This is a genomic window from Xenorhabdus budapestensis, from assembly GCF_002632465.1.
Lineage (GTDB): Bacteria > Pseudomonadota > Gammaproteobacteria > Enterobacterales > Enterobacteriaceae > Xenorhabdus > Xenorhabdus budapestensis.
Map to the genome: position 1 here is coordinate 157,168 of NZ_NIBS01000003.1, position 26,081 is coordinate 183,248.

A 26,081-nucleotide genomic window follows, 5' to 3' on the forward strand; every position below is an offset into this window, starting at 1 on the left:
TATTCGTGAGTGGTTGGCCCCTTTATTTTTCAAGCTGCTATTTTTGGCTACAACTCGAAAGTTATCGGGCGTGGACATTCCAGCTCTGGCACAACACCTTGCCAGCCAAATTGTTCAAGCAAATACTGCCACGGTGAATCCCATCGGGCAGTCAACAGAAGGTTTTCTCCTGTCACCGGATGCTGAAGCTGAAGATGGCTTGCATGCAGCATTAATCTTCCCGTTTGATAATATTTAGCAACTCCTCGATTTTGTCGCAAATCCCCGTGTGTAGTATCCCCGATGATGGGATGACGGATATGCGCCATATGCCGCCGCAACTGATGCCTACGGCCAGTTTTGGGCTTCAGTTCCAACAAACTAAAACGTGATGTCGGATAGCGCCCAATTTCAACCGGACACTCAATTTTCGCCAATGCACGGTAATGAGTAATTGCTGATTGTGCTTCCCTATCCGTATCCGCGAACTTATCCGCAATTTTATCCAACTCTTCCATTAATGCGTAGTCAATAATATCTTCTCCGTCGACATAACCACGCACAACCGCATGATAGATTTTTTGCATCTGCTGGTATTCTAATTGTTGAGAAAGTGTTCTTGCCACTTCGCTTGACAGTCCCATCAACAAAACGCCCGATGTTGGTCTATCCAACCGATGAACAGGGAAAACATGCTGCCCAAGTTGATCGCGCAGTGTCTGCATGACAAACACGGTTTCATGACGAGCCAGCCAGCTACGATGAACCAACCAGCCCGCAGGTTTATTCACAGCAACAATGTGTTCATCCTGATAAATAATCTCCAACATATCAACTATTCCATGTCACTATTCTGTGTAAAATCCCCCGGTACAAACAGACTGTCCAATTCGCGCAGATGCTCAAGCAACGGCAAATAACGTTCTGTTTCTTCCTTATATACTTCTTCAAAATATGGTGCGATGACAAACTCCGTCGGTAGACAAGCTTTCTGTTCAATCAGAGCACACATTCTCGGAATGAGCACCCACTGGAGCCACTCTTCAGCAGCCATAGTATCAATCGAAAAAGGTTCTGTGCTTTCAAACACTTCTGGTTTAGGAGAATAGCTCTGCCATAAACCAACTGTTTTCATAGTGGCTTCAATAAGCTGTAATTTGTGTAGAATTTGTGTCTCGATACTCATGGTTATTTATCTTATCTCAGTTGTGCTGATGACTGATGTTCTGATGACAGAAGTTGCCATCACGTCATTAGACCGTAAGAGTACCATTGTTCGATTTCAGCGGAAAATTTGTGGCAAGATAAAGTGTCACAAAATAAGAGGGGAGACAAAATCTCCCCTCTTATTTGATTGTCATAGCAGTCCTGCTAAATTGGTCGCTTCCTGCTCATTCCCTGATAAAATACATCCCTGTCAGTTACTCCTTAAAAGATCATTATACTGATAGTATCCGGCAAACCTGCCTATACCTTTTCGTCCCTGAGCCACCTTCCTGATGGTTCGATTCCTTAATGATTTTTTTGCTATGATTCCTAATGGAATAACAAAAGGATCTATTATTCGGTGGGTTGAAACAAGCTATCTGAATCAGCAGAAGAAGTACGCTATAAGAAAGATATCATGATAATAATTTGCATATTATTGATATAAAATAAAAATAATATTCATCAAAGATATTCATTATATGATTATGAGAGATATCTTACATATTATGTAAGATATCTCTCACAAAAAATTAAACCGATATCTGCATCTACAAAACTGTCACAGGACTGATAGTGGAAAGAAAGGTCGTTAAATCAGCAGATAAGATGGTTCGTTCATGGCTGCCAAACTGTTCAAGTATCACCTGTCCTGTCAGATTACATACAGAAACCAGTTGCATCTCTGTATCCGTTGTTCCGATAAATGCCGTAGGTGGAAGTTTCAGCCGTTTCTGCGTCACAAGATGGCCTATCAGATTTTCCTGCAATCGGATGAAATCATCTTCACTCCATACCTGAATCAAATTGAGAGCTTGCTCCTCAAAATTGACAGTCATATCACCAGCAAACTGCGTGACATAGTAATCATGGATTGAGTCCTGCAAACAAATCTCCAGCGCATTTTCTACCTTACTGAGTTTTTCCCGGACAGAAAATGGTTTGGGAAGCCAGTGCACTACACCGTTCCCCGTCCGTTCGATACAAGGTGAAGGTATACCATACAGCTCGCTGCTGGCGGGTGGTAACCCCGTTTCTTCCTGCCACAGTTCAACATAGCGTTTGGTAAAGTCAGAAAGTGCCTCTGTCACATTGAAAGTCATATGATTATTTCTTCCATTTTTCAGTCCAATACTGTTGTTCTACCCATTCCTATACGTTTTTCAACGAAATAACAACTATACCTAATAGATTTCGGGCGGCATCACTGTCAAAAGTAATAGTATGAAAAATGATACTATTTACAGTTACAAAAAGAATTAACTCCCTTCAAGTAACATACCTTTTGCATTCGATTCAGATTTATTGGGTATAGTCAATAAAAAACGTCTGCAAGCAATAAATTAAACATGATATTAATATAAAAAATAACATCACTGTATATTCATATTAAAAACATGAAGTTAGAATGGTGATTTTATTTACCTAAAATAGATCAATAACAATATGAATACAGAAAATAAAAATAAAAAAAACCATGAACTACATAAAGAATATACTGACATTAAGAAAAAACACAGTTTAATTAACTTCCCTGAAAATGTAAAACTAACATATCGCCGCTTTACCAATTGGTCAGAAGAAATTCATGCAGAGAATATTCCATACTGTATACCTAATTCTGACAAAGATGTTATTTCTGTCGTCAATTGGGCCTGGAAACAAAATTATAAATTGAGAGTTGTGGGTGAATCACATAACTGGTCTCCTCTGATCATTCCACCGAAAGGTCAGAATAGTAACCGCATTATACTTATCGATCTCACACAACATTTTACACAAATAAGTATTAAGCACCTTCCTCAATATTCAATTGTTACCGCGCAAACTGGCGTATTGATGGAAACACTTACGACAAAAATGGAAGAACAAGAAATAGGCTTTACAGCTACCCCAGCACCGGGTGATTTAACACTGGGGGGAGTACTGGCAATAGGTGGTCATGGGACAGGTATAAAAGCGCTGCATGAAAAACCTCAGTCAGGTCACAGTTATGGTTCACTCAGCAACTCTATACTGTCTTTGTCTGCTGTAGTGTGGGATGAGAAAAATACACAATATGTCATTAAGCGCTTTAAACGAAATGATCCGAATTGTGCGCCTCTTCTTGTTCATTTAGGGTGTTCTCTGATTTTAAATGTCGAGCTTCAGGCAGGAAAAAACCAACGTCTTCGGTGTGAAAGTATTATTAATATCCCGGCAGCAGAATTATTTGCTCCTGTACAAGATGAAAAAAATAAAAAAACTTTCAGCCATTTCCTTGATAAAAGTGGTCGTGTTGAAGCCATTTTATTTCCATTTACAATTCATCCTTGGTTAAAGGTATGGAGTATCTCACCTGAAAAGCCCCTTTCCAGCGTCCAGGTTACACAGCCGTACAATTATCCATTTTCCGATAATATTCCCATTCAGCTATCTGATTTAATCAAAAAGCTAACCCATAACCTCCCAAATATCACGCCGGCATTTGGGGCAGGCCAATATTTTATCATGGCAAGTTATTTTTTAACTGGGGGAGCCGACCTCTGGGGCTGGAGTAAAAACTTATTACTCTATGTCAAGCCGACTACATTACGTGTTACTGCAAATGGTTACGCAATATTAACCCGTCGAGATAATATTCAGAAAGTCCTCAATCTTTTTTACTCACAATGGAAGACGTTGATAAAAGAATATGAGAGAAATGGAAAATATCCTGTCAACGGGCCAATCGAGATCCGTGTTTCAGGGCTGGATACACCTTCTGAAGTAGTACAAAAAGATGCTGTTGTGCCAAGTTTATCTGCGATCCGCCCACGCCCGGATCATCCAGAATGGGATGTTGCTATTTGGCTTGATGTTTTAACCCTGCCAGGAGCGAAATATGCCGCTGATTTCTATAACAGACTTGAACAATGGTTATTTAAGGAGTTTGACGGTTCTTACGCATCTATTCGTGTCGAATGGAGTAAAGGTTGGGCATACAGTAAAAACGCAGCATGGGATGACGAAGATATATTAACCAAGAAAATTCCTGCTTCGTTTACTGATGGATTACCCACTGATACTAACTGGTATTCAGCCGTTAACGCATTAAAGAAATTTGATCCATATGGCTTATTCAGATCACCATTGTTAGAAAAGCTACTTTCCGGTAAATAAAAAATTACATTCAGTCAAGTAACATTAAATGTCATAGCTATATCCTTTCGTTGTTCAAGTTGCGGATTTTATTCTGCAACTTGAGTGATTCAGGGAATTGTTCTAGCTAAATAAGATTGAACTTCGAAAGTAATCATTTATAAAGTAACTATATAAAATTATCGTCAGTGTAAGCAATAGTTAATTATATGTATAAAGATGTTAATTAAGTTGTTTTAATTATCGGGGATCAGGGATAAAAAATAAATTTGTTCCTATTACAAACAGATTATTTAAACTTTTTTCTGCATTTGTGATAAATGTCACTGACAGATATATATAATAAACTACCTTAACGGTCATAATTTATATTATCAATATAATTACATTTAGTTAGCAATCTATCGTTCCAGATAACTTAGGTGAAATTGTGTTTACTGACCAACAAAAAATAATGATATCCCCAAATAAAATAAAATTGAATCATTAATAATAGGCTGTATTATATCTCGCTGTAAATGTTTACATCATGTTGTTTTTTTCTGTTTCCTGTTCCAATTGATAGACATTTTTTTAGAAGGTAATAATGAATAACAAAATGACAGAAGCCATTAAATCGATATTTAATGGGCTACCTGATATCCCACATGAAACCTATTTTCAAGAAGGTTTTTTCAGGGATCCGGTGAGAACAATTAATACAGATGACAGGTATTTTTTATCCCCTGCTGATGGGTTCGTTATTTATAGCGGAATAATAAACCCGGATGAGGCGATTACCGAAGTAAAAGGGAAAAAATACAGCATTCAGGATATCATTAGAGATAAAAATTATGATAAGCGTTCACTTGTCATTGGTATCTTTATGACATGCTATGACGTACATATTAATAGAGTTCCCTATGATGGCATCCTTAGTTACTCGGAACATGAACCTCTAGAAACAAACAATCTACCAATGATCGATGTAGAGAATAATATTTTTTATAAAGAGAATATCGAGTTAGTTTATGACGATTATTTATCTCTGAATCAGCGAGTCGTCAATAAAGTCTATTCCCCTGGTATTAATAGAGAATACTATATAGTTCAGGTTGGTGATTATGATGTTGATACAATCACACCATTCCATATACAGCAGCATAAGCCAGTATATCAGGGTGATAGATTCTCAATGATTCGGTATGGTTCACAAGTAGACTTAGTGATCCCTGTTACTGATGATGATGAATTAACCTCATTAGTGACTGAAAAAGAACATGTCACGGGTGGCATGACTAAGTTAGTTAGAATCAATGACAGCTCTCTATAAATAAACTCTCTATAAACAAATAAAATAAACTAGATTTGAGGTCTTAAGATGTTAAAGAATTCTCCCAATATCATTTCTGATTTAAAAATGCCAGCCTTTTTATTGGCACCTCCATTTTCATTAAATACCAACGTAAGAAATAATATTTGGATGGAGGAACTTGATGAATCCGCTATTACTGTTAACAGCAATGTCTCATTAAGACAGTTTTATAAGCTGTACAGCTTTATGTCATCACAATCATTGGTCTATTTGCTGCCATCTGACACTCATCAAGAGCTGCAAGATCAAGTGTATGTTGCCAACTTGGGAATTATTGTTGGTGACGAAGATCCAACAGCAATAGTTGCCAATTTTGCATCAGAAATCAGAAGATCAGAAACACCTATTGGGGTGCGTTTCTTTGAATCATTAGGCTATAAAACTGAAGTTGCACCTTACTTTTTTGAGGGTGAAGCTGAGTTAAAATATCTGCATGACAATGTATTGGTCGGCGGTTATGGAATCAGAAGTGACATCAGAACTTTCGACTGGATGGAAGAGAAATTCGATCTTAAAATCGTGAAAGTGGAAGAAAGAGATCCTTATCTTTACCATCTGGATTGCAGTATCTTCTCTCTGGATAAAGAAAATACTCTCGTATATACCGATGGGTTCAGCAGTGACGAACTGAAAGAACTGGAAAAAGTTACCAACATTATCAGCATAAGCAAAGATATTGCTTACAGTGGGATCTGTAACTCTGTCAGAGTTAATAAGTATGTTCTCTGTTCATCTAATATCAACGACCTGAAAGCAGGTACGGAGGGTTATATCTATGAAATGAACAAAAACCATGAATTGGAAAAAATTTGTTCCAAACTGGCATTAACGCCAAAACTATTCAACTTATCTGAATATATGAAGAGCGGCGCGCTACTTTCCTGCATGGTTATGCATTTAAATAGATATTCTCACAAAATACAGGTAATATAATATTGTGATAAACAAAGCGATAATATTGACCACATCGTTTTCACTCATAGTTATTGAGTTAATTACAATATAAATAGTATCTTTGGTTTATATTATTCTCGTGCTTATTGGGTTTTTAATCCATTATATATAGCACCATGATGACTTTTAAAACCACCTGTATTTTAGTGAAATAGGACATATATACCCTATGGATTTCAAACTGCAACTTGAAAGACAATAGGTATATTCCAGGGATGGAGTCGGCTGCATTTTTATAGGATGGTAAGTTTTAACATGTTGCCTATACTAGTTAAATTGATAACTTAACAGTGATCAGTATATGAAATATATTACATTCCTTTACTCTTTTATACGGAAACAAAAAACAGCCTTAGTGCTGGCTATTGCTTTTACTATAGTGGCAGCTTTAGCTGAGGTAGTATTTCCATTTCTTGTACAGGAATTAGTTAACACCTTGTTGAAGGACAAGTTGATTCTTTCCTTCTCATTTAACCAATTAATTGCTTCTCTAATTGGAGTATCATTATTAATTGTTATTAGTCACGCTATTATTATCTGGATGCAGACAATTAATGCGTCAGAACTAAGTTACAATATGAGGAAATCGCTGGTCGATTCTTTCCTCTCTTTTCCCTACCATATAACCAGAAAATTTCACTCAGCTAATCTGGCATTCAGAATAAAAAACGATACTTATCTCGTATCGGATAGAGTCAGAGATTTATATAGCGAATTTCTCTATGATACGCTATCTATTATTGGCCCGTTCATTGCCATGGCTCTGATTGATATTAAATTAGCTATTTTGGCATTTATGATGGTTTGTCTGACCACCTTGATCAGCAAACCGATCACTAATCGAGTCGCAATTTATGAAAGAATTCTACAAATCTATAACTCACGATTAACCGGAGTGATACAAGAGTCTCTTTCCTGGATCAAATCTGTCAAAATTTTTAATTCTGAAGAGTCAGAAAAAAAGAGAATTAATGATGCCAATACTAAAGTAAAAAACGTCGAGAGGATCACAGGGTTATTTATGTCCTTATCTGTTCCGCTTGGCTTTTTTGCACAGTTAGCATCAACAATTGCCGTACTTTGGTATGGTGGCTTGTTATTGATGGATGGAACGATCAATCCCGGTAACTTTGTTGCTGCTTTTACCTACGAGCAATTAATGTCTGATTCGATTAAGAGATACAGCAATCACTTAAATAAATTTGCTTCACTCAAATCGCTGTTAGACAGGGTTTTCGAATTGTTAGGTTCTTATAAGCCAATTCCCAAAAAACACAATAAATCAACAGGTAATTACAATCCTGATACTATTGATATCAACATCAATACGTTTTCCTATAATGACAGAGATACTTTGTTCAGAGATATGAACATCTCTATACAAAAAGGTGAACGTATCCTTATTGTTGGTGATAACGGTCAGGGTAAAAGTACGATATTTGATATTGTGACTGGTTTAACCCCATTAACTGACGGTTATGTTTCAATTTTTGGTGAAGTTCTGGATAACCCCGATCATCAGCATTGGTTGCAAAAATTTGGCGTGATGTCACAACAGACTCAGATCATAAAAGGCACGTTATACGATAATCTGCACATCGCCAATACAGAATCAACCAGAGAAGATATGGTTTCTGCGTTAATTAAAGCGGGTGGCAGTGAACTATTAGGTAAACTGAAAGATGGTCTGGATTCACACATTGATGAAAAAGGCTCTTCTTTGTCAGGCGGTGAAAGGCAGGTCGTTGGTTTAGCGCGTCTGTACCTTAAAACGCCGGAAATATTGCTCTTTGATGAACCGACCACTTATCTGGACAATAGTAAGATAAATAACTTTGCAGAAGCACTGAATAATATCGTTCATGGTAAAACAGTGCTCATGATAAGCCATGATCCACGAGTCTTTAGACTTGCAGAGCGGGTTATCAGAGTCGACAAAGGGAGAATTGCCTTTGATGGTTCTCTCCAGGAATATATGGAACAACCAAGAACAAACTGATTTTTGATATTTGATGAATGACATAACTCAGTCCGCTTAATGATTTGGTGATGAATCAGATCACAGAGTCGGACTGAGTCTCCTTCAAGTGACCGACTATTTCAATTGACCTACGATTATAAAAGGTTATGTAACTTCCTCCCTCGTATAAAACCAACATGAAAGCGCTGAAAGAAGACTCAGCTTCACACAGGCCGAATGACACTGACTTGATAAATACGGTAAGTAATGATTAATGCACAATAAAAATACGAATCATCAAAATTCCTTGATACACTACAAGCTATTTGAACAACAATAATCTCTACCCGATAGCTCTTACATGCAGGGTAATTAGCTTTAAGGAATCTTATGTCTTTGTATCAAAATAATCAGACCCTCACCGAACTTACTCTCGGCAAACCGACTTCCTATTGCGATACTTATGGGCCATCATTATTACAAGCCGTTCCTCGTAGTATGAACCGTGAGCCGCTTGGATTGTCTCCCGATAACCTCCCATTTCACGGGGCTGATATCTGGACAATGTATGAGCTATCCTGGCTCAATTCACGGGGTGTTCCTCAAGTCGCTATTGGTCACGTTAGCCTGAATGCAACCAGCGAAAATCTTATCGAATCCAAAAGCTTTAAACTTTATCTGAATAGTTTTAACCAAACCCGCTTTACTGATTGGGAAACAGTGCAAAAAACCCTGCAACAGGATTTATCCGCTTGCGCTAAAGGCGATATTGAAGTTGTTTTATATCCTCTGCATGACGTCAATCAACAGCCAATTACCGATTTTGAGGGTAAATGTATTGATAATCAGGATATTGAAATTAATGATTATGAGTTCAATCGTGATTATCTTAACAATGCAGCAACCGGGCCTGTCGTTGAAGAAATTCTGGTTAGCCATTTGCTGAAATCAAATTGTCTGATCACAAACCAACCTGATTGGGGCTCAGTACAGATTCGCTATAAAGGTCCCAAAATCGATCAGGAAAAATTATTACGTTATCTGGTTTCATTCCGTCACCACAATGAGTTTCATGAACAATGTGTTGAGCGTATTTTCAACGACTTAATCGAATTGTGTGGCCCGGAAAAACTCACTGTTTATGCACGTTATACTCGTCGTGGTGGATTGGATATTAACCCATGGCGTAGTAACGACACATTTGTACCAACAACCGGAAGATTAGCCCGTCAGTAATTGAATTAGCACAGATGGCATTCATCCTAATGCCATTTAATCACCAAACGGGCTGATTTTAATGTTCAATTAGCACCCAACATATTTCAGGGTAAAATCATTATTCAGGAAACCCCATTTGGGTATAAAGGAGCTATTCTTGATTACACATGTCAGCCCGTTAGGGTCAATGGATTCACTCTCTCAGCTTGAAGTTGATACATTGAAACGCACCGCAAGCAGCGATCTATACCGTCTTTTCCGTAATTGCTCACTGGCCGTGCTCAACTCCGGCAGTCAGACTGACAATGGTAAAGAATTACTGTCAAAATATAAAAATTTTGACATTAACGTTCTGCGCAGAGAGCGAGGCGTCAAACTGGAGCTGGTTAATCCGCCAGAAGAAGCATTTGTTGATGGTAAGATCATTCGATCCTTACGAGCAAATTTATTTGCAGTATTGCGGGATATTCTGTTTGTTCACGCTCAACTTGTTGATGCACAAAAAGCAGACTCTCTGAATCTGAAAAATGGTATGCACATTACCAATACCGTTTTCTCCATTCTGCGCAACGCCAAAGCTCTGCCTCTTGCAGAAGATCCCAATATGATCGTTTGTTGGGGTGGGCATTCCATTAGTGAAAAAGAATACTTGTATGCCCGCCAAGTAGGCAACGAACTAGGTTTACGCGAGCTGAATGTTTGTACTGGTTGTGGGGCGGGTGCAATGGAAGCACCGATGAAAGGGGCTGCTGTCGGACATGCACAACAGCGCTATAAAAACAGCCGTTTCATCGGTATTACAGAGCATTCCATTATCGCAGCCGAGCCCCCCAATCCACTGGTCAATGAACTGATTATCATGCCGGATATCGAAAAACGGCTGGAAGCTTTCGTTCGTATCGCTCACGGCATTATCATCTTTCCGGGAGGCGTTGGAACAGTAGAAGAACTACTTTATCTACTGGGGATTTTGATGCATCCTGAAAATCAGAATCAGGTATTGCCTCTGGTATTAACAGGGCCAAAAGAGAGCGCTGATTATTTTCATGTTCTGGATGAGTTTATCGTCAAAACGTTGGGTGAACAGGCCCGTAATCACTATCGCATTATTATGGAGAACCCATCAGAAGTTGCCAAAGTGATGAAAACAGCTATGCCACAGGTTAAAGAAAACCGTCGTTCAACCGGAGATGCCTATAGCTTTAACTGGGCAATGAAAATCTCTCATGATTTGCAATCTCCATTTGAACCCACGCATGAAAATATGGCGAATCAGGATTTACATCCGAATCAATCAACTGAAAAACTGGTGGCTGCTCTGCGACGTGTATTTTCCGGCATTGTCGCAGGCAATGTGAAAGAGGTCGGAATTCAATCCATTGAAAAACATGGGGTGTTCAAAATTCACGGTGATGCAGAAATTATGCGCCAAATGGATAATCTATTGGAAAATTTTGTGAAACAAGATCGAATGAAACTTCCGGGTGGCACAGCTTATGACCCATGTTATAAGATTATCAGATAAACAATCCACTGAGGCAGTCGCCACGGAATAACACCACGGATGGAGTATATAGCTAGAGACCATGATACACCTTTTGATTGTAGATGCCCTGAATTTGATTCGACGTATCCATGCTGTGCAGGGAAGCTCTTGCATTGCCGCTTGTGAACATGCGTTGAAGCAATTAATCTCTCATTCTTCTCCAACCCATGCTGTTGCCGTATTTGATGAAGATGGTAGACACCATAGCTGGCGCCATCAGCTACTTCCTAATTACAAGGCCGGGCGTTCTGCTATGCCAGAAGATTTACAGCAAGAAATGCCACTGATTAAGCAAGCATTTGATACTCAAGGTGTCGCTTGCTGGCATGCTGAAGGACATGAAGCGGACGATTTAGCGGCAACACTGGCAACCAAGGTTGCCGCTACAGGGCATCAGGTGACCATTGTTTCCACAGATAAAGGTTATTGTCAGCTACTATCACCCAATATCCAAATTCGTGACTACTTCCAAAAACGTTGGCTGGATTTGCCTTTTGTACAACAGGAATTTGGCGTCTCTCCTATCCAGCTTCCCGATTATTGGGGACTGGTGGGTGTCAGTAGCAGCAAGATCCCAGGTGTTCAGGGGATCGGCCCAAAAACAGCCGTTGCTCTGTTGCAACAAGCTGGCTCATTAGACAATTTATTCCAACATCTGGAAACTCAGCCAGAGAAATGGCGCAACAAATTAGCCTCTGACAAAGAAATGGCTTATATCTGCCGTGAAGTTGCTTCGCTAAAAACTAATTTATCCCTGAACGGTAATTTGCAACAACTTAGGCTGACCCGCAGTTAAGCTACATCATCTGAGTCAGAGATGACCAAATCACTCAGCCAAAATAATGCGAAATTAACTTAATGTGTTCACTATTTAACTGGCCGGACTCACTCAACAAACCAATCCAGGATTTCATATAGTCGTATTTTGCCTGGGAAAGCTCACGACGGGCAGTATAAAGTTGCTGCTCCGCATTCAATATGTCCACGTTTACCCGCTGCCCCAATAAAACGCTTTTTTGCGTGGCTTGAACCTGTAATTCTGCCGCTTCCACCGCCACTTCATAAGCACGTATCCGCTTCTGTCCATTGACGCACCCATTATAATGGCGTCGCAGTGCATTCAGTATTTCCCCGGCTTGTGCATCCATTTCGAATTTGCTCTTGTTATAATTAGCCGCCGACTGACGCACCAATGCTGATGTCGCATTGCCGTTATAAAGATTCATGGAAACACGCACCCCGACAGAATCTGTCCGGTATTTCTGATTAACGCTGTTATCGTTGCTGGATTTATTCTCACTATGAGAAGCGTATAACTCTAGTTTCGGCAGGAAACCAGATCGACTGCGTTCAATATCATGATACGCCACCTCAATTTTCTGGCGGGCAACCGCTAATTGGGGATTCCGGCGTAATGCTATCTGCTCCCAATCGGCATAATGTTCAAATTCCAGCTTTATTGCTTTGAAGTGTTCAACATCAGATAAACGTGTGACAGGTACGTCCGTCGGCAACGGAGTACCTACTAATAACTGTAAATCACGGATCGCGGCATCCAACTCATCCTGCACAGTTAACACATCAGCCTGTACCTGACTGTAACGGGCCTGAGTTTCCGCTACATCTGTGCGGGTGCCTTCACCAGAAACGAACAACTTCTGGTTAAGCTCCAGTTGCTTTTCATAAGCCATCTGCTGCTGAGCAACCTGTGTCAGTTTGTCCTGCGCATAAGCGACAGCCACATAACTGTTCACCACCCTCACAACCAGTTGCTGGCTGTCAGCCCGAAAACGGGCATCACTCATCAACGCATAAGCTTTACGGGTCTGATAACGTGCCCATGCTTCGACATCGAATAATGGTTGGGTCAGAACCAGTGCACCACTGTAGCTGTCGTACTGCCGATCATAACGCTCTTTAACCGCATTCCCCCGCCGCTCTGAGACATTGTTTTCCATCTTCTGCCAATTCTTCGGGGCATTTTGGTAGCTAATTGACAACTTGGGTAACAATTCTGCCCGACCAAGCGTTTTTTCTTCCTGCCCTGCTTCCAGTTCTTTGATCGCGGCCTGAAATGTTGGGTCATGTTGCAGTGCCAGCGCATAAACCTCGGTCAAAGAAAGTGCTTTAACTGGGCCAGAACGCAATATTGTCAGCACAATGATCAAAAACAAGGTCACCAACAAGGAGAATCGTGCATAATATTTCCCTATCATTCGATGATTCCTGAACATGCCTATTACTCCTCAATCAGCGATGTAGATGCTCTGTCCACCAATGGCTTGAATAAATAACTCAACAATGAACGTGACCCTGTTTTAACAAAAACCTCAACTGGCATACCCGGTTTGATATGCAGATCAGCCAGTTTTTCCATACCTTCTGGCGTAACCCTTACCCGGATTTGGTAATAAGATTCTCTGGTCATATCATCGACTAAACGATCGGCAGAAATGACCAATAGTTTTCCAGTCACTTTAGGTGTACTGTTCTGGTTCAATGCAGTAAACATCAGATCAACATTCTGCCCGATATTCACTTTATCAATCAGGTGCACCATCAAACGTGCCTCAACTTCCAACGCACTCTGATCAGGCAGGATTTCCATCAGTTTCTCCCCCGATGCCACAACGCCTCCCTGGGTAAATACTTTCAACCCCACAACTGTTCCCTCAACAGGTGCCGTAATAGAAGTGTGGGATAGATCAAACTGCGCTGTTTCCAGTTTATTTTTCAGCTCATTGGCCTGAACCTGAATATCTGCAAGCTGGCTGCGTACTTCACGCTGATAATCTGCCTGCCGTTGAATCATGCGCTGATGCGTTTCCTGTTGCTGCTTCTCAAGTTGTCCTATTCGACCAGTCATCTCAGCCATACTGCCACTTAACTCAATTTGGTTTCGTTGCAGTTCCAGATAACGGTTACGGGGAAAATAGCCTTCTTCCGTCAACGGACTCAGGTTAGTAACCTGTTCTTTAAGTGAGGCCTGCTGACGCTGTTTGTTTGCCATTGCTTCCCGCAGCCCTTTGATCTGGAAAATCAATCCTTCCTCTGCCTGCTGTATTCCCGCCAGATCACTTCTCAACATTTCCCGACGTGACATGAAAAGCTGTTTCTGCAACGCCAGGATATTGTCAAACCGTGGTTCTGAGCGCTGAGCCAGTAAATCAGGCGAAAAAACCAGTGTATCCAACCCCTGTTGTTCAGCCAGTAATCGCGCCTCCGTTGCCAATGTGGTATGTAACTGTTGTGTCAAAGAATCAATCTGGGCATTGACTTGAACCTGACTGAGCTGAACCAATACCTGACCTGCACTGATATGTTCTCCTTCTGTCACCAGTATCTGCCTGATGATGCCATTAGTCGGGGACTGCACCGTTTTACGATTACCATCCACCACGACAAGGCCAGAAGAGGCAACCCCTTTATCGAGCGGGGCAAATGCCGCCCAGATGAAAAATCCCAGTATGCCAATGCCGATAATCAACCAGCCTAGCCGCAGATAGCGATTTGCATCCAGCGGTAATAATCCTGGCTTATCATTTTGTGCACTCTTTATGTCAGTCTGAACAACTTTGGTCTGATAGGACATCTTTACTCCCGGACAAGTTTTTCCCCGGCTAGCAGCTAAAACTATGTTGAAGCCATGCTAAAACCATGCTGAAACTGTATTAAAGCTATGAAAAATGATGGCAGGTCATGATGCAGTACGCTCAGCAGCCTTTGACTGTGCTAATGCCGCCATAACTTGCTGAGATGGGCCAAACAGTTTCATTTTTCCCTGTACTAGCAATAAAATCTTATTTGTTTGGGAGAGCAATGCCGGACGGTGAGTAATTACCACAACTGTTTTTCCCTGTTCCCGTAATTCTCCAATCGCACCGCTCAGTGCTTTTTCACCAATATCATCCAGATTGGAATTAGGCTCATCCAGCACAACTAACGATGGATTACCGTACAATGCCCGAGCCAACCCAATCCTCTGTTTTTGTCCACCAGACAACCCCATCCCTCCCGCACCGATGACGGTGTCATAACCTTGTTCAAGATTAAGGACCAGATCATGTACGCCTGCTTTCTGTGCCGCTTCAATGACTTTTTCCGGATCAAGGTCATTAAAACGTGCGATATTCTCCGCAATTGTTCCGGCAAACAGTTCAATATCCTGCGGTAAATAACCGATGAAAGCTCCCAGTTCATCCTTGTTCCATTGATAAATATCTGCACCATCAAGTCTCACCACTCCCTCCTGAGCTGGCCAGACTCCCACCAACAAACGGGCCAGAGTGGATTTTCCTGATGCACTGGGGCCAATCACTCCCAGAATATCCCCGGCTTCCAGAGAAAAATTGATGTCTTGCAAAACCTGCTTATTCTTTTCAATTGGTTGAGCTGCTTTAGTTTTAGCGGGAGGAGTGGCAAACACTTTCTCTAACAACAATGCTCCCTTAGGTACGGGTAATGTCATACCACTTTCACGCTCTGGCTGTGCTTGCAGTAATTTATCCAGTCGCTGCCATGATAGACGGGCAGAACTCCAGCTTTTCCATGCCTGGATGAGTTGTTCAATCGGAGACAATGCCCGTCCCATTAGAATTGAGCCAGCAATCATCATACCCGGCGTGATATCGCCTCCAATTGCCAGCCATCCTCCGAGGCCAAGGATTAATGATTGCAAAGCCATACGTACTGTTTTAGTGATTGCGGTAATGGATACTGCCCGTTCACTGGCAATACGCTGAAAATTGAGAAAACGCTCATGCAGACCAAACCAACGCTGACGTAATGTAGGCAACATACCCAATGCTTCAATTACTTCGGCATTACGTAAGTTGGTACTGGCAAGGTTAGCGGAACGTAAAGAGAGCTTATTAGCTTCCGCCAGCGGAGACTGAGATAACCATTGATTTAATACCGCCAAAGCTACCAAAATAAGTGCCCCAATCAACGCCAACAACCCTAAATATGGACTGAACAGAAAAATGACACCGAGGTAAACAGGGAACCAAGGGGCATCAAAAAAGGCAAATAATGCACTACCCGTCAGAAATTGACGAATTGTTGATAAATCATTCAGCATCTGCCCCGCATCCGTAGAGCCATTTTTCAGATTGGATTCATATGATGCGGTATAAACACGCTGGTTCAGGCACATATCAAACTGACTACCGACCCGGATCACTACCATACTTCGGATATATTCCAACCCACCGATGATGGCATACATGCCAAGCGTAATCAGCGTCAACATCAGCAAAGTCATCTCGTTACCGGATGGCAGTACCCGATCATATATCTGAAGCATATAAATGGAGGGAACCAGCATCAGTAAGTTAATAAATGCTGTAAACAAACCAATCGTCCAGAATACTTTGCTGCGTGCACGGATAACATCCGTCATTTCATCTTTTGGCTGGCGTAATTTCACAGAAATCCCTTCATTATCAGAAGCAAAATAGTTTAATTATGTTCTTATCTTTATATTATTTTTTAATATCGCTTTCTTGATCACAGTTACATCTTCTTCTTGAGTGTCATGACAAGTTCCCTGCCATCAACAAGGTATGCCACCCATTGTTCAGATTCCTGACCAAAAAAGGCCCGGCTATTACCGTCAGCATCTGTCAAAGTGATGCCATCAGGAGTCGGTCGCCAGCCTGCAACAGTATTTCCTACCAGTTTTGTCAGACAAGCGTCACTTTTCAGTGCCCAGATAGAGCCTTCTGGCAAACGTGTATCCGTGAGTTCAACGCTGCACACCTGATGTTTATCCGATATCTGCCATATTCCTGTCAGTTCAGTCGGTTTAGGGAGATTCAAACTACTGGCCATACATCCTCCAATCAAAAACAAAGATAACATTATTGATAAAGTGCAAGATTTCAACAAAGCAAACAACGCATTGAAGGAAACTAAATGTCGTTGTAACATTGCCCCTCCTATAAAAGGCTGCCGCCTGAGCAACAGGCAGCAGCTTGTTTTATTAAAATGAATGTTACTAAACAATGAAATCAGCTTCAGGTGATGGCTGACCAATAATTTTCACCAGAAAATCGTTGTCAGCTAACTCTCCTCCAAGACTGATAGACATATCCGTTACATCTGTTGATTCGTTATAAGTCAGTAAAACTTCACCTGCCTTACCTGAAAATGAATCAACAAATTTAAGATCCCCCTTGCCCCCGAAGTTAAACTGAGACAAGTCGATTTTGTCTTCGCCAGACACAAAATCATGGATCCAGTCCGGGTTGTCTTTTAGGGATTCTTTGCCATCCAGATAGACAAATGTGTCCTTGCCTGCTCCACCCCAGAGATGATCACCGCCTAAGCCGCCATAAATGACATCATTTCCGGCCCCCCCTTTCAGGGTATTGTCTGCACTGTTACCAACAATGATATCGTCACCGCTGCCGCCAATCGCATTTTCAATGACTACACCACGCGCAATAGAAACGTTACCTTTCAAGCCGCCTACATCAGAGAAAGCGCCTTCATTCAGGTTAATGCGCTGATTTTGGGTAAAACCGGAGAAATCAAATGTATCTTCTCCACCCGCATCCCAAACACTGAATATCAGTTTGCTATCAGCATCTGTTGCTGTCATAAAATCACGGTCAGTATTGGAATTAAAACCATATACTGTGTCACCTTTACGGGTTTCAGTATTGGCACCATATAAAGCCTGAATGGCAGAGATATCATTCAACAAAGGCGCTGATGAGAAATTTCCTTTGAAATCCTGCCCCGTGTATTTCTCGTTGAAATAACTCATCACGGTATAAGCACGGCTATCTTCGAAATATTCACCGACAGTGATATAACTTGGTCTTACGACATCGGAAGCGTCATATTCAGCAGGATGTTCCAGACCCAGAGTATGCCCTATTTCATGAACAAACGTCTGCCGTCCATAACCATTCACATCAATATCATTTGTTTTGAAAGTTTCGTCTTTAGCATGATACCAAGAGTACATTGTTTTTTGTCCTCTCGGCAAAGTTGCAAATGCATAATCATCAGTCTCACTATAATCAAAAAAGCCCAAAGTAATATTGGCATCGAAACGTGAGCTGACTTCAGTAAATTTTATATTAGCAACATCAGACCAAGACTGTAATGAAAGTTTTGCGGCTTCTTTTTGTTCCTCATTAAAAGCACTGAAACCTGCAATACCAAATTTCGACATTATTAAAGCAGGCGCAGTTTTTAGAAAATGATAGGACAATTCCAGCGTGCCAGAAGGCCCGATTTTACTGTCCTGCCAATGAAAATCAGTCCGCAAAAGTTCATCTGGGGCCTTATCCCCCAAAGGCTTATGCATGACACGAATATTCATATCAGAGTTTGGAACGTAGGCTGAGAGTAGTGCTTTCACATCCTGAACAGAGTTAGAGTCAGATAACCCCGTATAGGTATATTTTTTCTTTGAGGTCATGTAAATCTCCTGTAAAAAAAGACTCATAATCTCAGACCCGATATATCAGCTATAACGGGTACTTGAGTTTTTTTATTCTTCCTAAGTAAGGTATTAGAAATAAAACCCTTGAATAAAATAACGCCAGTTTTTGACCATGTAAAAATGATTAAGATATCATTTTAAAAAATACATTAAACAAAATTAATTTATATGTCTAATTATTAATTTTTGATTAAACGTTTGCGTTAACAAAAAAATATATTTTCTTAACAATACACAAATTAATTTCTACCTGATTGAAATTAATTTAAATGAAGAGTTACCTTAAAATTAATATAGCTAATTGGTTTTATTTTAATAAAAGAAAAAATAAATAAATGCCCCGGTTACGCAAGAAACTCGATAACCGGGGCATTTTCAGATCACTTTAAGCAACAACGGCGGGAAAAATAAAGACGGATATATCAAACAATAATCAATAATCGCGGTTCATTGCATAAACAGACCAGATACGTTGAACGTGCACTGTGATCTCTTCACGGTCGTGATACAAATGTTTCGCCTGAATTTTGGCATTAACGCCATTTTCTTTCAATTGTCGTTCAATTTTTTGTAAAATATTAGCAACTTCTTCGTAACGTTTTTTCATCGGCAACTTGAGGTTGAAAATAGCTTCCCGGCACCAGCTTTTAACCAACCAATCCGTCATAAGCTGAGCAACTTTAGCCGGCTTCTCAACCATATCGCACACTAACCAATAAATATTTTTTACCGGTGGTTCAAACTTAAAGCCATCCACACGATGATGCTTTACCTGACCAGTATCCATCAGGCTATCAGCCATTATCCCATTATCTACCGCATGAACGATCATACTGCGCTTCACAAGCTGGTAAGTCCATCCACCCGGACAAGCCCCCAAGTCTACGGCATACAGACCACTATCGAGACGCTCTTCCCATTCGTCATAAGGAATGAAGATATGAAAAGCTTCTTCCAGCTTCAGTGTCGAACGGCTCGGAGCATCCGATGGGAATTTCAGACGTGGGATCCCCATGTAAAAACGGGAATTATTATTACTGTAGGAATACCCCACATAACAGCATCCGGGAGCAATAAAAAACACATGAGCCACTGGACGGGTATAGTTTTCCTTTGCCAACAGGATCTTTTCCTGCCGCATCGCATTACGCAAAGGAACCGTAAACTTGCGGCAGAATTTCATCAATTCCTTGCTTTCATTGGTATCCGGCACTTCCACACGCAGTTCACCCGCGCGCTCAATAACACCGCTCAGCATCCCAATGATCGGTGTAATACGATCTTCCTGCGGTAAATCTTTCAGCAGCTCACCGACAACCAACATTTGGCGGGCAAAAATCAATTCACGAAATGGAATTTCACGAATAAGACGGTCAGCATCATCATACTGATAACATTCAAACAGCACATAACCGCTGTTTTCTTTCACACGAGCGAAACCGTAAATTTCTTTCTTACTCGCTTTATCTGTAATTTCTGCCGCACACTCTTTTTCAAACCCAGGGCGGCAATACAAAGCAACTTTATTCATGGCTAGGCGCCAATTTCCTTAGACGCAAAGCGCCAATTAATACACATAACCAACCGATGAGGAAACTCAGCCCACCGACAGGTGTCAGATAAACCAAATATTTTAGCGGTAAAAAGGCCAGGCAATAAAGGCTGCCACTAAACAGTACGATCCCCACAGCAAAAAATATTCCTGCCCGGCTGAATTGCACCGATGGCTGCCATATCAACACAGCCGCCAGTGCCATCATCGCCAATGTATGTAATCCTTGATATTGCAGGCCAGTATGAACCCATTCCATTTGCTGTGACCGCAACACCGGTGCCAGAAGATGGGCACCTATTGCACCAAAGGCCACGTAGAAGAAACCACTGATCCCGGAAAAAATAAGCATCGCACGACTGTTCATCGATCTGCTCCTGCTCTCATTCGTTTAGTATCATTCATTAGTAATAAAGCCTAATCTTTCCTGCTCGCTTGCAGCCTGTGCAAGGATCCATTTACGGAAAGCCGCAATCTTGCCCAATTCTGCCTGATTATCATGGCAAACTAAATAAAATGCATTCTTACTGACCAGAACATCATTGAACGGACAAACAAGACGACCTGCATCAATTTCATTCTGTGCCATCACATTATTCGCAAGTGCTATGCCCTGCCCATGTACCGCAGCCTGAATGACCATTGCACTATGGCTGAATATCGGCCCTTGTTGCACGTTGATCAACTGCTGTATATCAAGTTGGCGAACATAGGCTTGCCAGTCCCGTCTGGAAGAATCATGCAATAAAGTGTGGTTGGCGAGATCCGCCGGTGTTTTCAGTGGGCACTCCCCCATTAACAAAGAAGGAGAACATACAGGCAGCAAATATTCAGGATAAAGACGGTCTGTCCGCAACCCCGGCCAGTTACCCCGTCCATAAAAAATCGCCACATCAACATCATCTGCCAGCTTATCTTCTTCCCGATCCACAGCCTGAATTCTGACGTCAATCCCCGGAAAACTCTGGTTAAAACCAGAAAGCCGCGGCACTAACCATTGAATCGCAAAGCTAGGGGATAAACTTACCGTCAACGCCCCTTTGGCACTACGTGCCTGAAGTTTTCGGGTAGCTTCATTGATAGCCGTGAAGATTTCTTTAATATCCAGATAGTAACTTTGCCCATCTTCCGTCAGCAACAAAGAACGGTTACGGCGACGAAACAGTTTCAGTCCCAAAAAATCTTCCAGACTTTTCATCTGGTGGCTGACCGCAGCTTGAGTGACAAATAATTCTTCTGCCGCTTTAGTAAAGCTTAAATGACGAGCGGCAGCATCAAAAACTCGTAACGCATTGAGTGGTGGTAAACGTTTGGACATGTTGGTTTCTTATATGATGGTTACGATACCGGTAACTCTTTTCGTTCAGGTATTAGTTTTTATAATCCGAATCATTATAATTTGTCCATTGATGATATACCAGCAAATCCCTATAGTGTGCGCACTTCCTAAGCCGGAACGAAAAGTAGCTCTGTCGCGAGGCAAATTTGGAGTGATATAAATTTGTAAAAGCACATAGATACTTTTGGCTTTGTGGTTGTGATGTTGTGTTTGCAAGTTGTCTGGGACAACCAGGCTTTGTAGCGTATGCTACTGTTTTTTTCACTTCCTGTACATTTACCCTGTCTGTCCATAGTGATTTTTTTAATGCACCGCAATTGCGGTGCTTTTTTTCCCTGCTTTGCTGTAAAATCCCTCAAACTTGATTAAAGAAAAATTTATTCTTTTATACCTTCTGGATTGTAGAACGAAAGGTATACGACATAGCATTCAAATTAACATAATTTATGAAAGCCTTTGATTCAGAAAAATTTCGCCGACAATTTCCTGCTTTACAGCCATCCTCTGAGTATCCAAAACCTACTGTGTTTCTGGATAGCGCAGCGACTTCTCTCAAACCCACATGTATGATTGAGGCAACTCAACGCTATTACCAGAATCACAGTGTAACTGTTCATCGCAGTCAACACGAGACTGCACAAGCAATGACCTTACGTTATGAACAGGCACGTTCTTTAGTCGCTGAATTGCTCAATGCACCGCAACCTGAAAATATTATCTGGACCAAAGGCACCAGCGAAGCCATTAATCTGGTTGCACAAGGGTATTTTCGTTCCCGCTTATCAGCCCATGATGAGATTATTGTCAGTGAACAAGAGCATCACTCCAATCTACTACCGTGGCTGATTCTGGCAGAACAAACCGGTGCTAAGATCGTTAAATGGCCGATTGGAAAACGATGTCAACAAAAACAGTATCAGCCAGAAATTGAAACGCTGGCAGAACTGCTCAATGAAAAAAGTCGGTTAGTTGCTATCAGCCAAATGTCAAATGTGACCGGAGCTACTGTTGATTTAACACAAGTCACAACCCTCGCCCATCAATATAACTGTCTGGTACTGGTCGATGGGGCTCAAAGCATTGTTCACACTCCCGCCGATGTACAACAGTTAGATATCGATTTTTATGCTTTCTCTGCACATAAGCTCTATGGACCTAATGGGTTGGGAGTATTGTATGGAAAAGGATCACTGCTGAATGCCATGTCTCCGTGGCAAGGGGGCGGGAAAATGCTGACTCAAGTCTCCTTCGACAGTTTTACACCAGAAGCAATACCTTATCGTTTTGAAGCCGGCACACCGAATGTCGCCGGAGTCATCGGGTTTGCTGCTACGTTGGAATGGTTAAAAACACTCGATATTTCACTTGCCGAATCCTATGCTGTTGCCCTGACAGATTATGCTGAGCAGCAACTCAGCGCGATACCGGGTTTTATCAGTTATCGTGCGACAAGAGCCAGCCTATTGGCCTTCAACTTTGCAGGCATACATCATAATGATCTGGCAACGCTGATCGCTGAACAGAATATTTCCCTGCGTTCAGGGCAGCACTGCGCCCAACCACTGCTTGATGCTTTGGGGATCAACGGTTGCCTGCGGGCTTCTTTTATGCCTTATAACACCCAACAAGATGCAGATAAATTAGTCAGTGCAGTAAAATTCGCTCTGTCACTACTTGAGGAATAAATCACCAATGACATCACTGCCAACTCCTATCCTTGCCCCACATCCGTTTGGTACAGAAATTACGGAGCAACAACTGATTGAAAAGTTTGAGCAATGCCGGCTGTGGGAAGATCGCTATCGGCAACTCATCGGGCTTGCTAAAAAGCTACCGGACCTGCCCGATGAGTTAAAACAACAGCAGATTGAGATTTCCGGCTGTGAAAACCGGGTTTGGTTAGGACATCAATTGCTTACTGAAAACCGCCTGCATTTTTATGGTGACAGCGAAGGGCGCATCGTGAAAGGTTTATTAGCATTTATCCTGACCACAGTGGAAAGAAAAACGGCGGAGCAGGTTTTACAAACGCCATTAACCGAGCTGTTTCAGCAAGCAGGTCTCGAACAGCAATTAAGTGGATCGCGGCTCAACGGCGTAAAATCTTTGATTAATGCCGTGCAGGAAATTGCCCGCTCGTATCAAAACTGTTCATACTAAAATTAAAGACAGCTTTCCCGCTCCGCTCTAGCCACCATTTTTTTCAATGCGTGAGATACAGCAACAAACCCAAAAGTCGCCGTAACCATCGTTGCGGCACCAAAACCAGAGGCACAATCCATCCGCTTTGAACCATCAGCCGTACTTTTGACCGCGCAAACCGTACCATCAGATTGTGGATACACTAATTGTTCCGTTGAGAAAACACAGTCGATGCCCAATTTTCCTTTACCGTTCTTCACGACCCGATAATCAGATTTCAGGCGTTCTTTCAATTTAGCGGCCAAAGGATCCTGCACTGTTTTGGCTAAATCCACGACCTGAATCTGGGTTGGATCAAGCTGCCCACCCGCACCACCCGTTGTCACCACAGGGATCTTATAACGGCGGCAATAAGCCAGCAGAGCTGCTTTCGGGCGAACACTGTCAATAGCATCAATAACATAATCAAAATCCGCAGAGATCAATTCCGCCACATTATCAGGCGTAACAAAATCATCAATACAAGTGACCTGACATTCAGGGTTAATCGCCCGTATCCGCTCAGCTATCACTTCGGTTTTTGGTAACCCCACATTCTGCACTAATGTATGCAGTTGACGATTGGTATTGGTAGTGCAGACGTCATCCATATCAATCAGCGTAATCGCCCCAATACCTGTGCGAGCCAATGCTTCCGCTGCCCATGAACCCACACCTCCAATGCCAACCACACAAACATGTGAACGGGAGAATAATGAAAGCGCTTTCTGGCCATATAATCGTGCAGTACCAGCAAAACGCTGAAGATAAGCATCAGAGAGAGAAACTTGCATCAATAATAAATCCTGAATAAAACCTATGCTATCAGACACACTTTATTTTCCGCGCGAAAATATCAGGCAGAGATAGGTAACGATTGTTTGAACTGAGCAGGATCTTACTGGTTTGCTGCCAAAAAGCCAGATAATGCTTTCTTCAATATCCAAACACGTCCATAGTGGTTATAAAAACCAGCCATTTCTCCGGCAAGACTGCCAACACCATGATAAATATCGAAATGATGTCCTTTAATTGCTCCCCCGACATCCAGTGCCACCATCAGGTGCATTCGGTACTGTCCGGTAAACTTGCCGAGGTTATCCAATATCGGTACTTCCGCCAGCAACACTGTTCCGGGAGGAACTAATGCCTTATCCGATGCTACTGAAGCTTTTGCGACTAAAGGCACTGCACTGGCTCCCCGCACTGCGGTATAAGGTTCAGGCTTAAAAAATACGAAAGAAGGATTCTGTTCCAGAATTTGCCGAACTTCAGATTCATTATGCTTTTCAGCCCACTGCCGAATGGCTCTCATTGATATTTCTTCCTGGGGAATTTCTCCACTATCAATTAACACTTTACCTATACTGCGATAAACATGACCATTCTTTCCACTATAACCAAAAAAGGTTAATGGTTTGTCGTCACCAAAATCCACATAACCACTCCCTTGTACTTCCATCAAAAAATTATCTATTAGAGAGTTGCTGTAGCCAATGATCCACTTTTTATCGAGAACCCCATTATATATAGCCGCACGATCCGGCAAGCGAGAATACGCTTGATCTGGCATTTGGTACAAAGGATATTTAAATTCACCTTGTTTAATATGGCGAGCCTGCAATATAGGGGTATAGTAGCCGGTAAATTTGACATTACCGTAATTATCTTCGCCTTCCATCTGATAAACGAGCAAACCAAACTGAGCTAAATTGCGAATATTTCCACCATATTGCATCCAGTTTTCGATGGCATTAAAGGTAGCGCGTTGATTGGCATACAATTGGGGAGAAGACTCGCTGATTAATTTGACCTGAGTGACAAAATCTCCGGCATTGACGGGAGAGCCTTGCGCATTTGGCGTATTAACAAGCCGGAAGTCCTGGGTAAAGTGACCATCTTTATACTGCTGACCTTGCTCCGTCGGGCGCAAATGACAAGCAGATAACAGAGAAACGACAACACCACATAAAAGATATTTGCCCCAAAGTTTCATATTATACTTTATCTCCTGCCATTCCGTTTCGACAGCAAACAATATCAAACCCCAATAAATAATAAAATGTAGTTAGAAAAAAATAGATTACTCTGCTTAAATCACAAGAGAACAAAAATAAAACAACAAGCTTTATTTTTAAGCAAAAAAACAAACAAAATTGGTAAATATCAACAAAAAAGCTTGCAACGGAATCGATCCGGAGTATAGTGTGCCG

22 protein-coding genes are annotated in these 26,081 nt (G+C 41.6%); 9 read left to right on the forward strand and 13 right to left on the reverse strand.

Features of this window, described 5'->3' with window-relative positions; all coding sequences use genetic code 11:
• Positions 1-47: 47 nt before the first annotated feature.
• From truC to syd, 3 genes are all read right to left on the reverse strand, one after another.
• On the reverse strand, positions 48-809 hold the full coding sequence (gene truC / locus Xbud_RS05020; RefSeq protein WP_099135031.1) for a tRNA pseudouridine(65) synthase TruC: 762 nt from the start codon (positions 807-809) through the stop codon (positions 48-50).
• A gap of 5 nt (positions 810-814) precedes the next feature.
• A complete protein-coding gene (locus tag Xbud_RS05025) occupies positions 815-1,165 on the reverse strand; it encodes a YqcC family protein (protein WP_099135032.1) in 351 nt (116 codons plus the stop codon).
• A 571-nt stretch (positions 1,166-1,736) separates the two neighbouring features.
• Entirely contained in the window at positions 1,737-2,288 is a 552-nt protein-coding gene (gene syd / locus Xbud_RS05030; RefSeq protein WP_099135033.1) for a SecY-interacting protein, read from the reverse strand.
• A 343-nt stretch (positions 2,289-2,631) separates the two neighbouring features.
• Here syd and Xbud_RS05035 point away from each other — a divergent pair, with 343 nt between their 5' ends.
• The 7 genes from Xbud_RS05035 to xni all read left to right on the forward strand — a co-directional run bounded on the left by Xbud_RS05035 (position 2,632) and on the right by xni (position 12,133).
• Positions 2,632-4,326 (forward strand): cholesterol oxidase substrate-binding domain-containing protein, encoded by a 1,695-nt coding sequence (locus Xbud_RS05035; protein WP_099135034.1) that lies wholly within the window; start codon positions 2,632-2,634, stop codon positions 4,324-4,326.
• Positions 4,327-4,891: 565 nt separating this feature from the next.
• A complete protein-coding gene (locus Xbud_RS05040) occupies positions 4,892-5,617 on the forward strand; it encodes a phosphatidylserine decarboxylase (protein WP_099135035.1) in 726 nt (241 codons plus the stop codon).
• Between the two features lie 48 nt (positions 5,618-5,665).
• The gene (locus tag Xbud_RS05045) at positions 5,666-6,592 is read left to right on the forward strand and encodes a dimethylarginine dimethylaminohydrolase family protein (protein WP_099135036.1); all 927 of its coding nucleotides are present in this window, start codon (positions 5,666-5,668) and stop codon (positions 6,590-6,592) included.
• Between the two features lie 322 nt (positions 6,593-6,914).
• Complete coding sequence (locus Xbud_RS05050; protein WP_099135037.1) at positions 6,915-8,612, forward strand: ABC transporter ATP-binding protein; 1,698 nt, start codon at positions 6,915-6,917, stop codon at positions 8,610-8,612.
• A gap of 351 nt (positions 8,613-8,963) precedes the next feature.
• A complete protein-coding gene (queF, locus tag Xbud_RS05055) occupies positions 8,964-9,809 on the forward strand; it encodes an NADPH-dependent 7-cyano-7-deazaguanine reductase QueF (RefSeq protein ID WP_099135038.1) in 846 nt (281 codons plus the stop codon).
• Between the two features lie 139 nt (positions 9,810-9,948).
• A complete protein-coding gene (gene ppnN, locus Xbud_RS05060; RefSeq protein WP_099135039.1) occupies positions 9,949-11,316 on the forward strand; it encodes a nucleotide 5'-monophosphate nucleosidase PpnN in 1,368 nt (455 codons plus the stop codon).
• Positions 11,317-11,377: 61 nt separating this feature from the next.
• On the forward strand, positions 11,378-12,133 hold the full coding sequence (gene xni, locus Xbud_RS05065) for a flap endonuclease Xni (protein WP_099135040.1): 756 nt from the start codon (positions 11,378-11,380) through the stop codon (positions 12,131-12,133).
• A gap of 34 nt (positions 12,134-12,167) precedes the next feature.
• On the opposite strand, the gene Xbud_RS05070 is transcribed toward xni, so the two are convergent.
• The 8 genes from Xbud_RS05070 to Xbud_RS05105 all read right to left on the reverse strand — a co-directional run bounded on the left by Xbud_RS05070 (position 12,168) and on the right by Xbud_RS05105 (position 21,666).
• Positions 12,168-13,553 carry a TolC family outer membrane protein gene (locus tag Xbud_RS05070; RefSeq protein WP_099135041.1) on the reverse strand — a complete coding sequence of 462 codons (1,386 nt, stop codon included), beginning with the start codon at positions 13,551-13,553 and terminating at the stop codon, positions 12,168-12,170.
• 23 nt (positions 13,554-13,576) lie between these two features.
• Positions 13,577-14,929, reverse strand: a complete 1,353-nt coding sequence (locus tag Xbud_RS05075) for an HlyD family type I secretion periplasmic adaptor subunit (protein WP_099135042.1) — start codon at positions 14,927-14,929, stop codon at positions 13,577-13,579.
• A 105-nt stretch (positions 14,930-15,034) separates the two neighbouring features.
• Positions 15,035-16,738: a type I secretion system permease/ATPase gene (locus Xbud_RS05080; protein WP_209028812.1), complete on the reverse strand. Its 1,704-nt coding sequence runs from the start codon at positions 16,736-16,738 to the stop codon at positions 15,035-15,037.
• A gap of 113 nt (positions 16,739-16,851) precedes the next feature.
• Positions 16,852-17,169, reverse strand: coding sequence for a protease inhibitor Inh/omp19 family protein (locus tag Xbud_RS05085; RefSeq protein WP_099135144.1), 318 nt, complete (start codon positions 17,167-17,169; stop codon positions 16,852-16,854).
• Between the two features lie 166 nt (positions 17,170-17,335).
• Positions 17,336-18,772 carry a serralysin family metalloprotease gene (locus Xbud_RS05090; protein WP_099135044.1) on the reverse strand — a complete coding sequence of 479 codons (1,437 nt, stop codon included), beginning with the start codon at positions 18,770-18,772 and terminating at the stop codon, positions 17,336-17,338.
• A 457-nt stretch (positions 18,773-19,229) separates the two neighbouring features.
• Positions 19,230-20,327: a 23S rRNA (cytidine(2498)-2'-O)-methyltransferase RlmM gene (rlmM, locus tag Xbud_RS05095; RefSeq protein WP_099135045.1), complete on the reverse strand. Its 1,098-nt coding sequence runs from the start codon at positions 20,325-20,327 to the stop codon at positions 19,230-19,232.
• Positions 20,320-20,715 (reverse strand): DUF423 domain-containing protein, encoded by a 396-nt coding sequence (locus Xbud_RS05100; protein WP_099135046.1) that lies wholly within the window; start codon positions 20,713-20,715, stop codon positions 20,320-20,322. Before Xbud_RS05100 ends, rlmM begins: the two co-directional genes overlap by 8 nt.
• Positions 20,716-20,745: 30 nt before the next feature.
• Positions 20,746-21,666 carry a transcriptional regulator GcvA gene (locus Xbud_RS05105; RefSeq protein ID WP_099135047.1) on the reverse strand — a complete coding sequence of 307 codons (921 nt, stop codon included), beginning with the start codon at positions 21,664-21,666 and terminating at the stop codon, positions 20,746-20,748.
• Between the two features lie 467 nt (positions 21,667-22,133).
• On the opposite strand from Xbud_RS05105, the gene csdA reads away from it, so the two are divergent.
• Positions 22,134-23,372 (forward strand): cysteine desulfurase CsdA, encoded by a 1,239-nt coding sequence (csdA, locus tag Xbud_RS05110; RefSeq protein WP_099135048.1) that lies wholly within the window; start codon positions 22,134-22,136, stop codon positions 23,370-23,372.
• 7 nt (positions 23,373-23,379) lie between these two features.
• Complete coding sequence (gene csdE, locus Xbud_RS05115) at positions 23,380-23,847, forward strand: cysteine desulfurase sulfur acceptor subunit CsdE (protein WP_099135049.1); 468 nt, start codon at positions 23,380-23,382, stop codon at positions 23,845-23,847.
• A 2-nt stretch (positions 23,848-23,849) separates the two neighbouring features.
• Here the strand turns inward: csdE and tcdA are convergent, their stop codons facing one another.
• Positions 23,850-24,662: a tRNA cyclic N6-threonylcarbamoyladenosine(37) synthase TcdA gene (tcdA, locus tag Xbud_RS05120; RefSeq protein ID WP_099135050.1), complete on the reverse strand. Its 813-nt coding sequence runs from the start codon at positions 24,660-24,662 to the stop codon at positions 23,850-23,852.
• A 104-nt stretch (positions 24,663-24,766) separates the two neighbouring features.
• On the reverse strand, positions 24,767-25,864 hold the full coding sequence (gene mltA, locus Xbud_RS05125; RefSeq protein ID WP_099135051.1) for a murein transglycosylase A: 1,098 nt from the start codon (positions 25,862-25,864) through the stop codon (positions 24,767-24,769).
• Between the last annotated feature and the right edge of the window lie 217 nt (positions 25,865-26,081).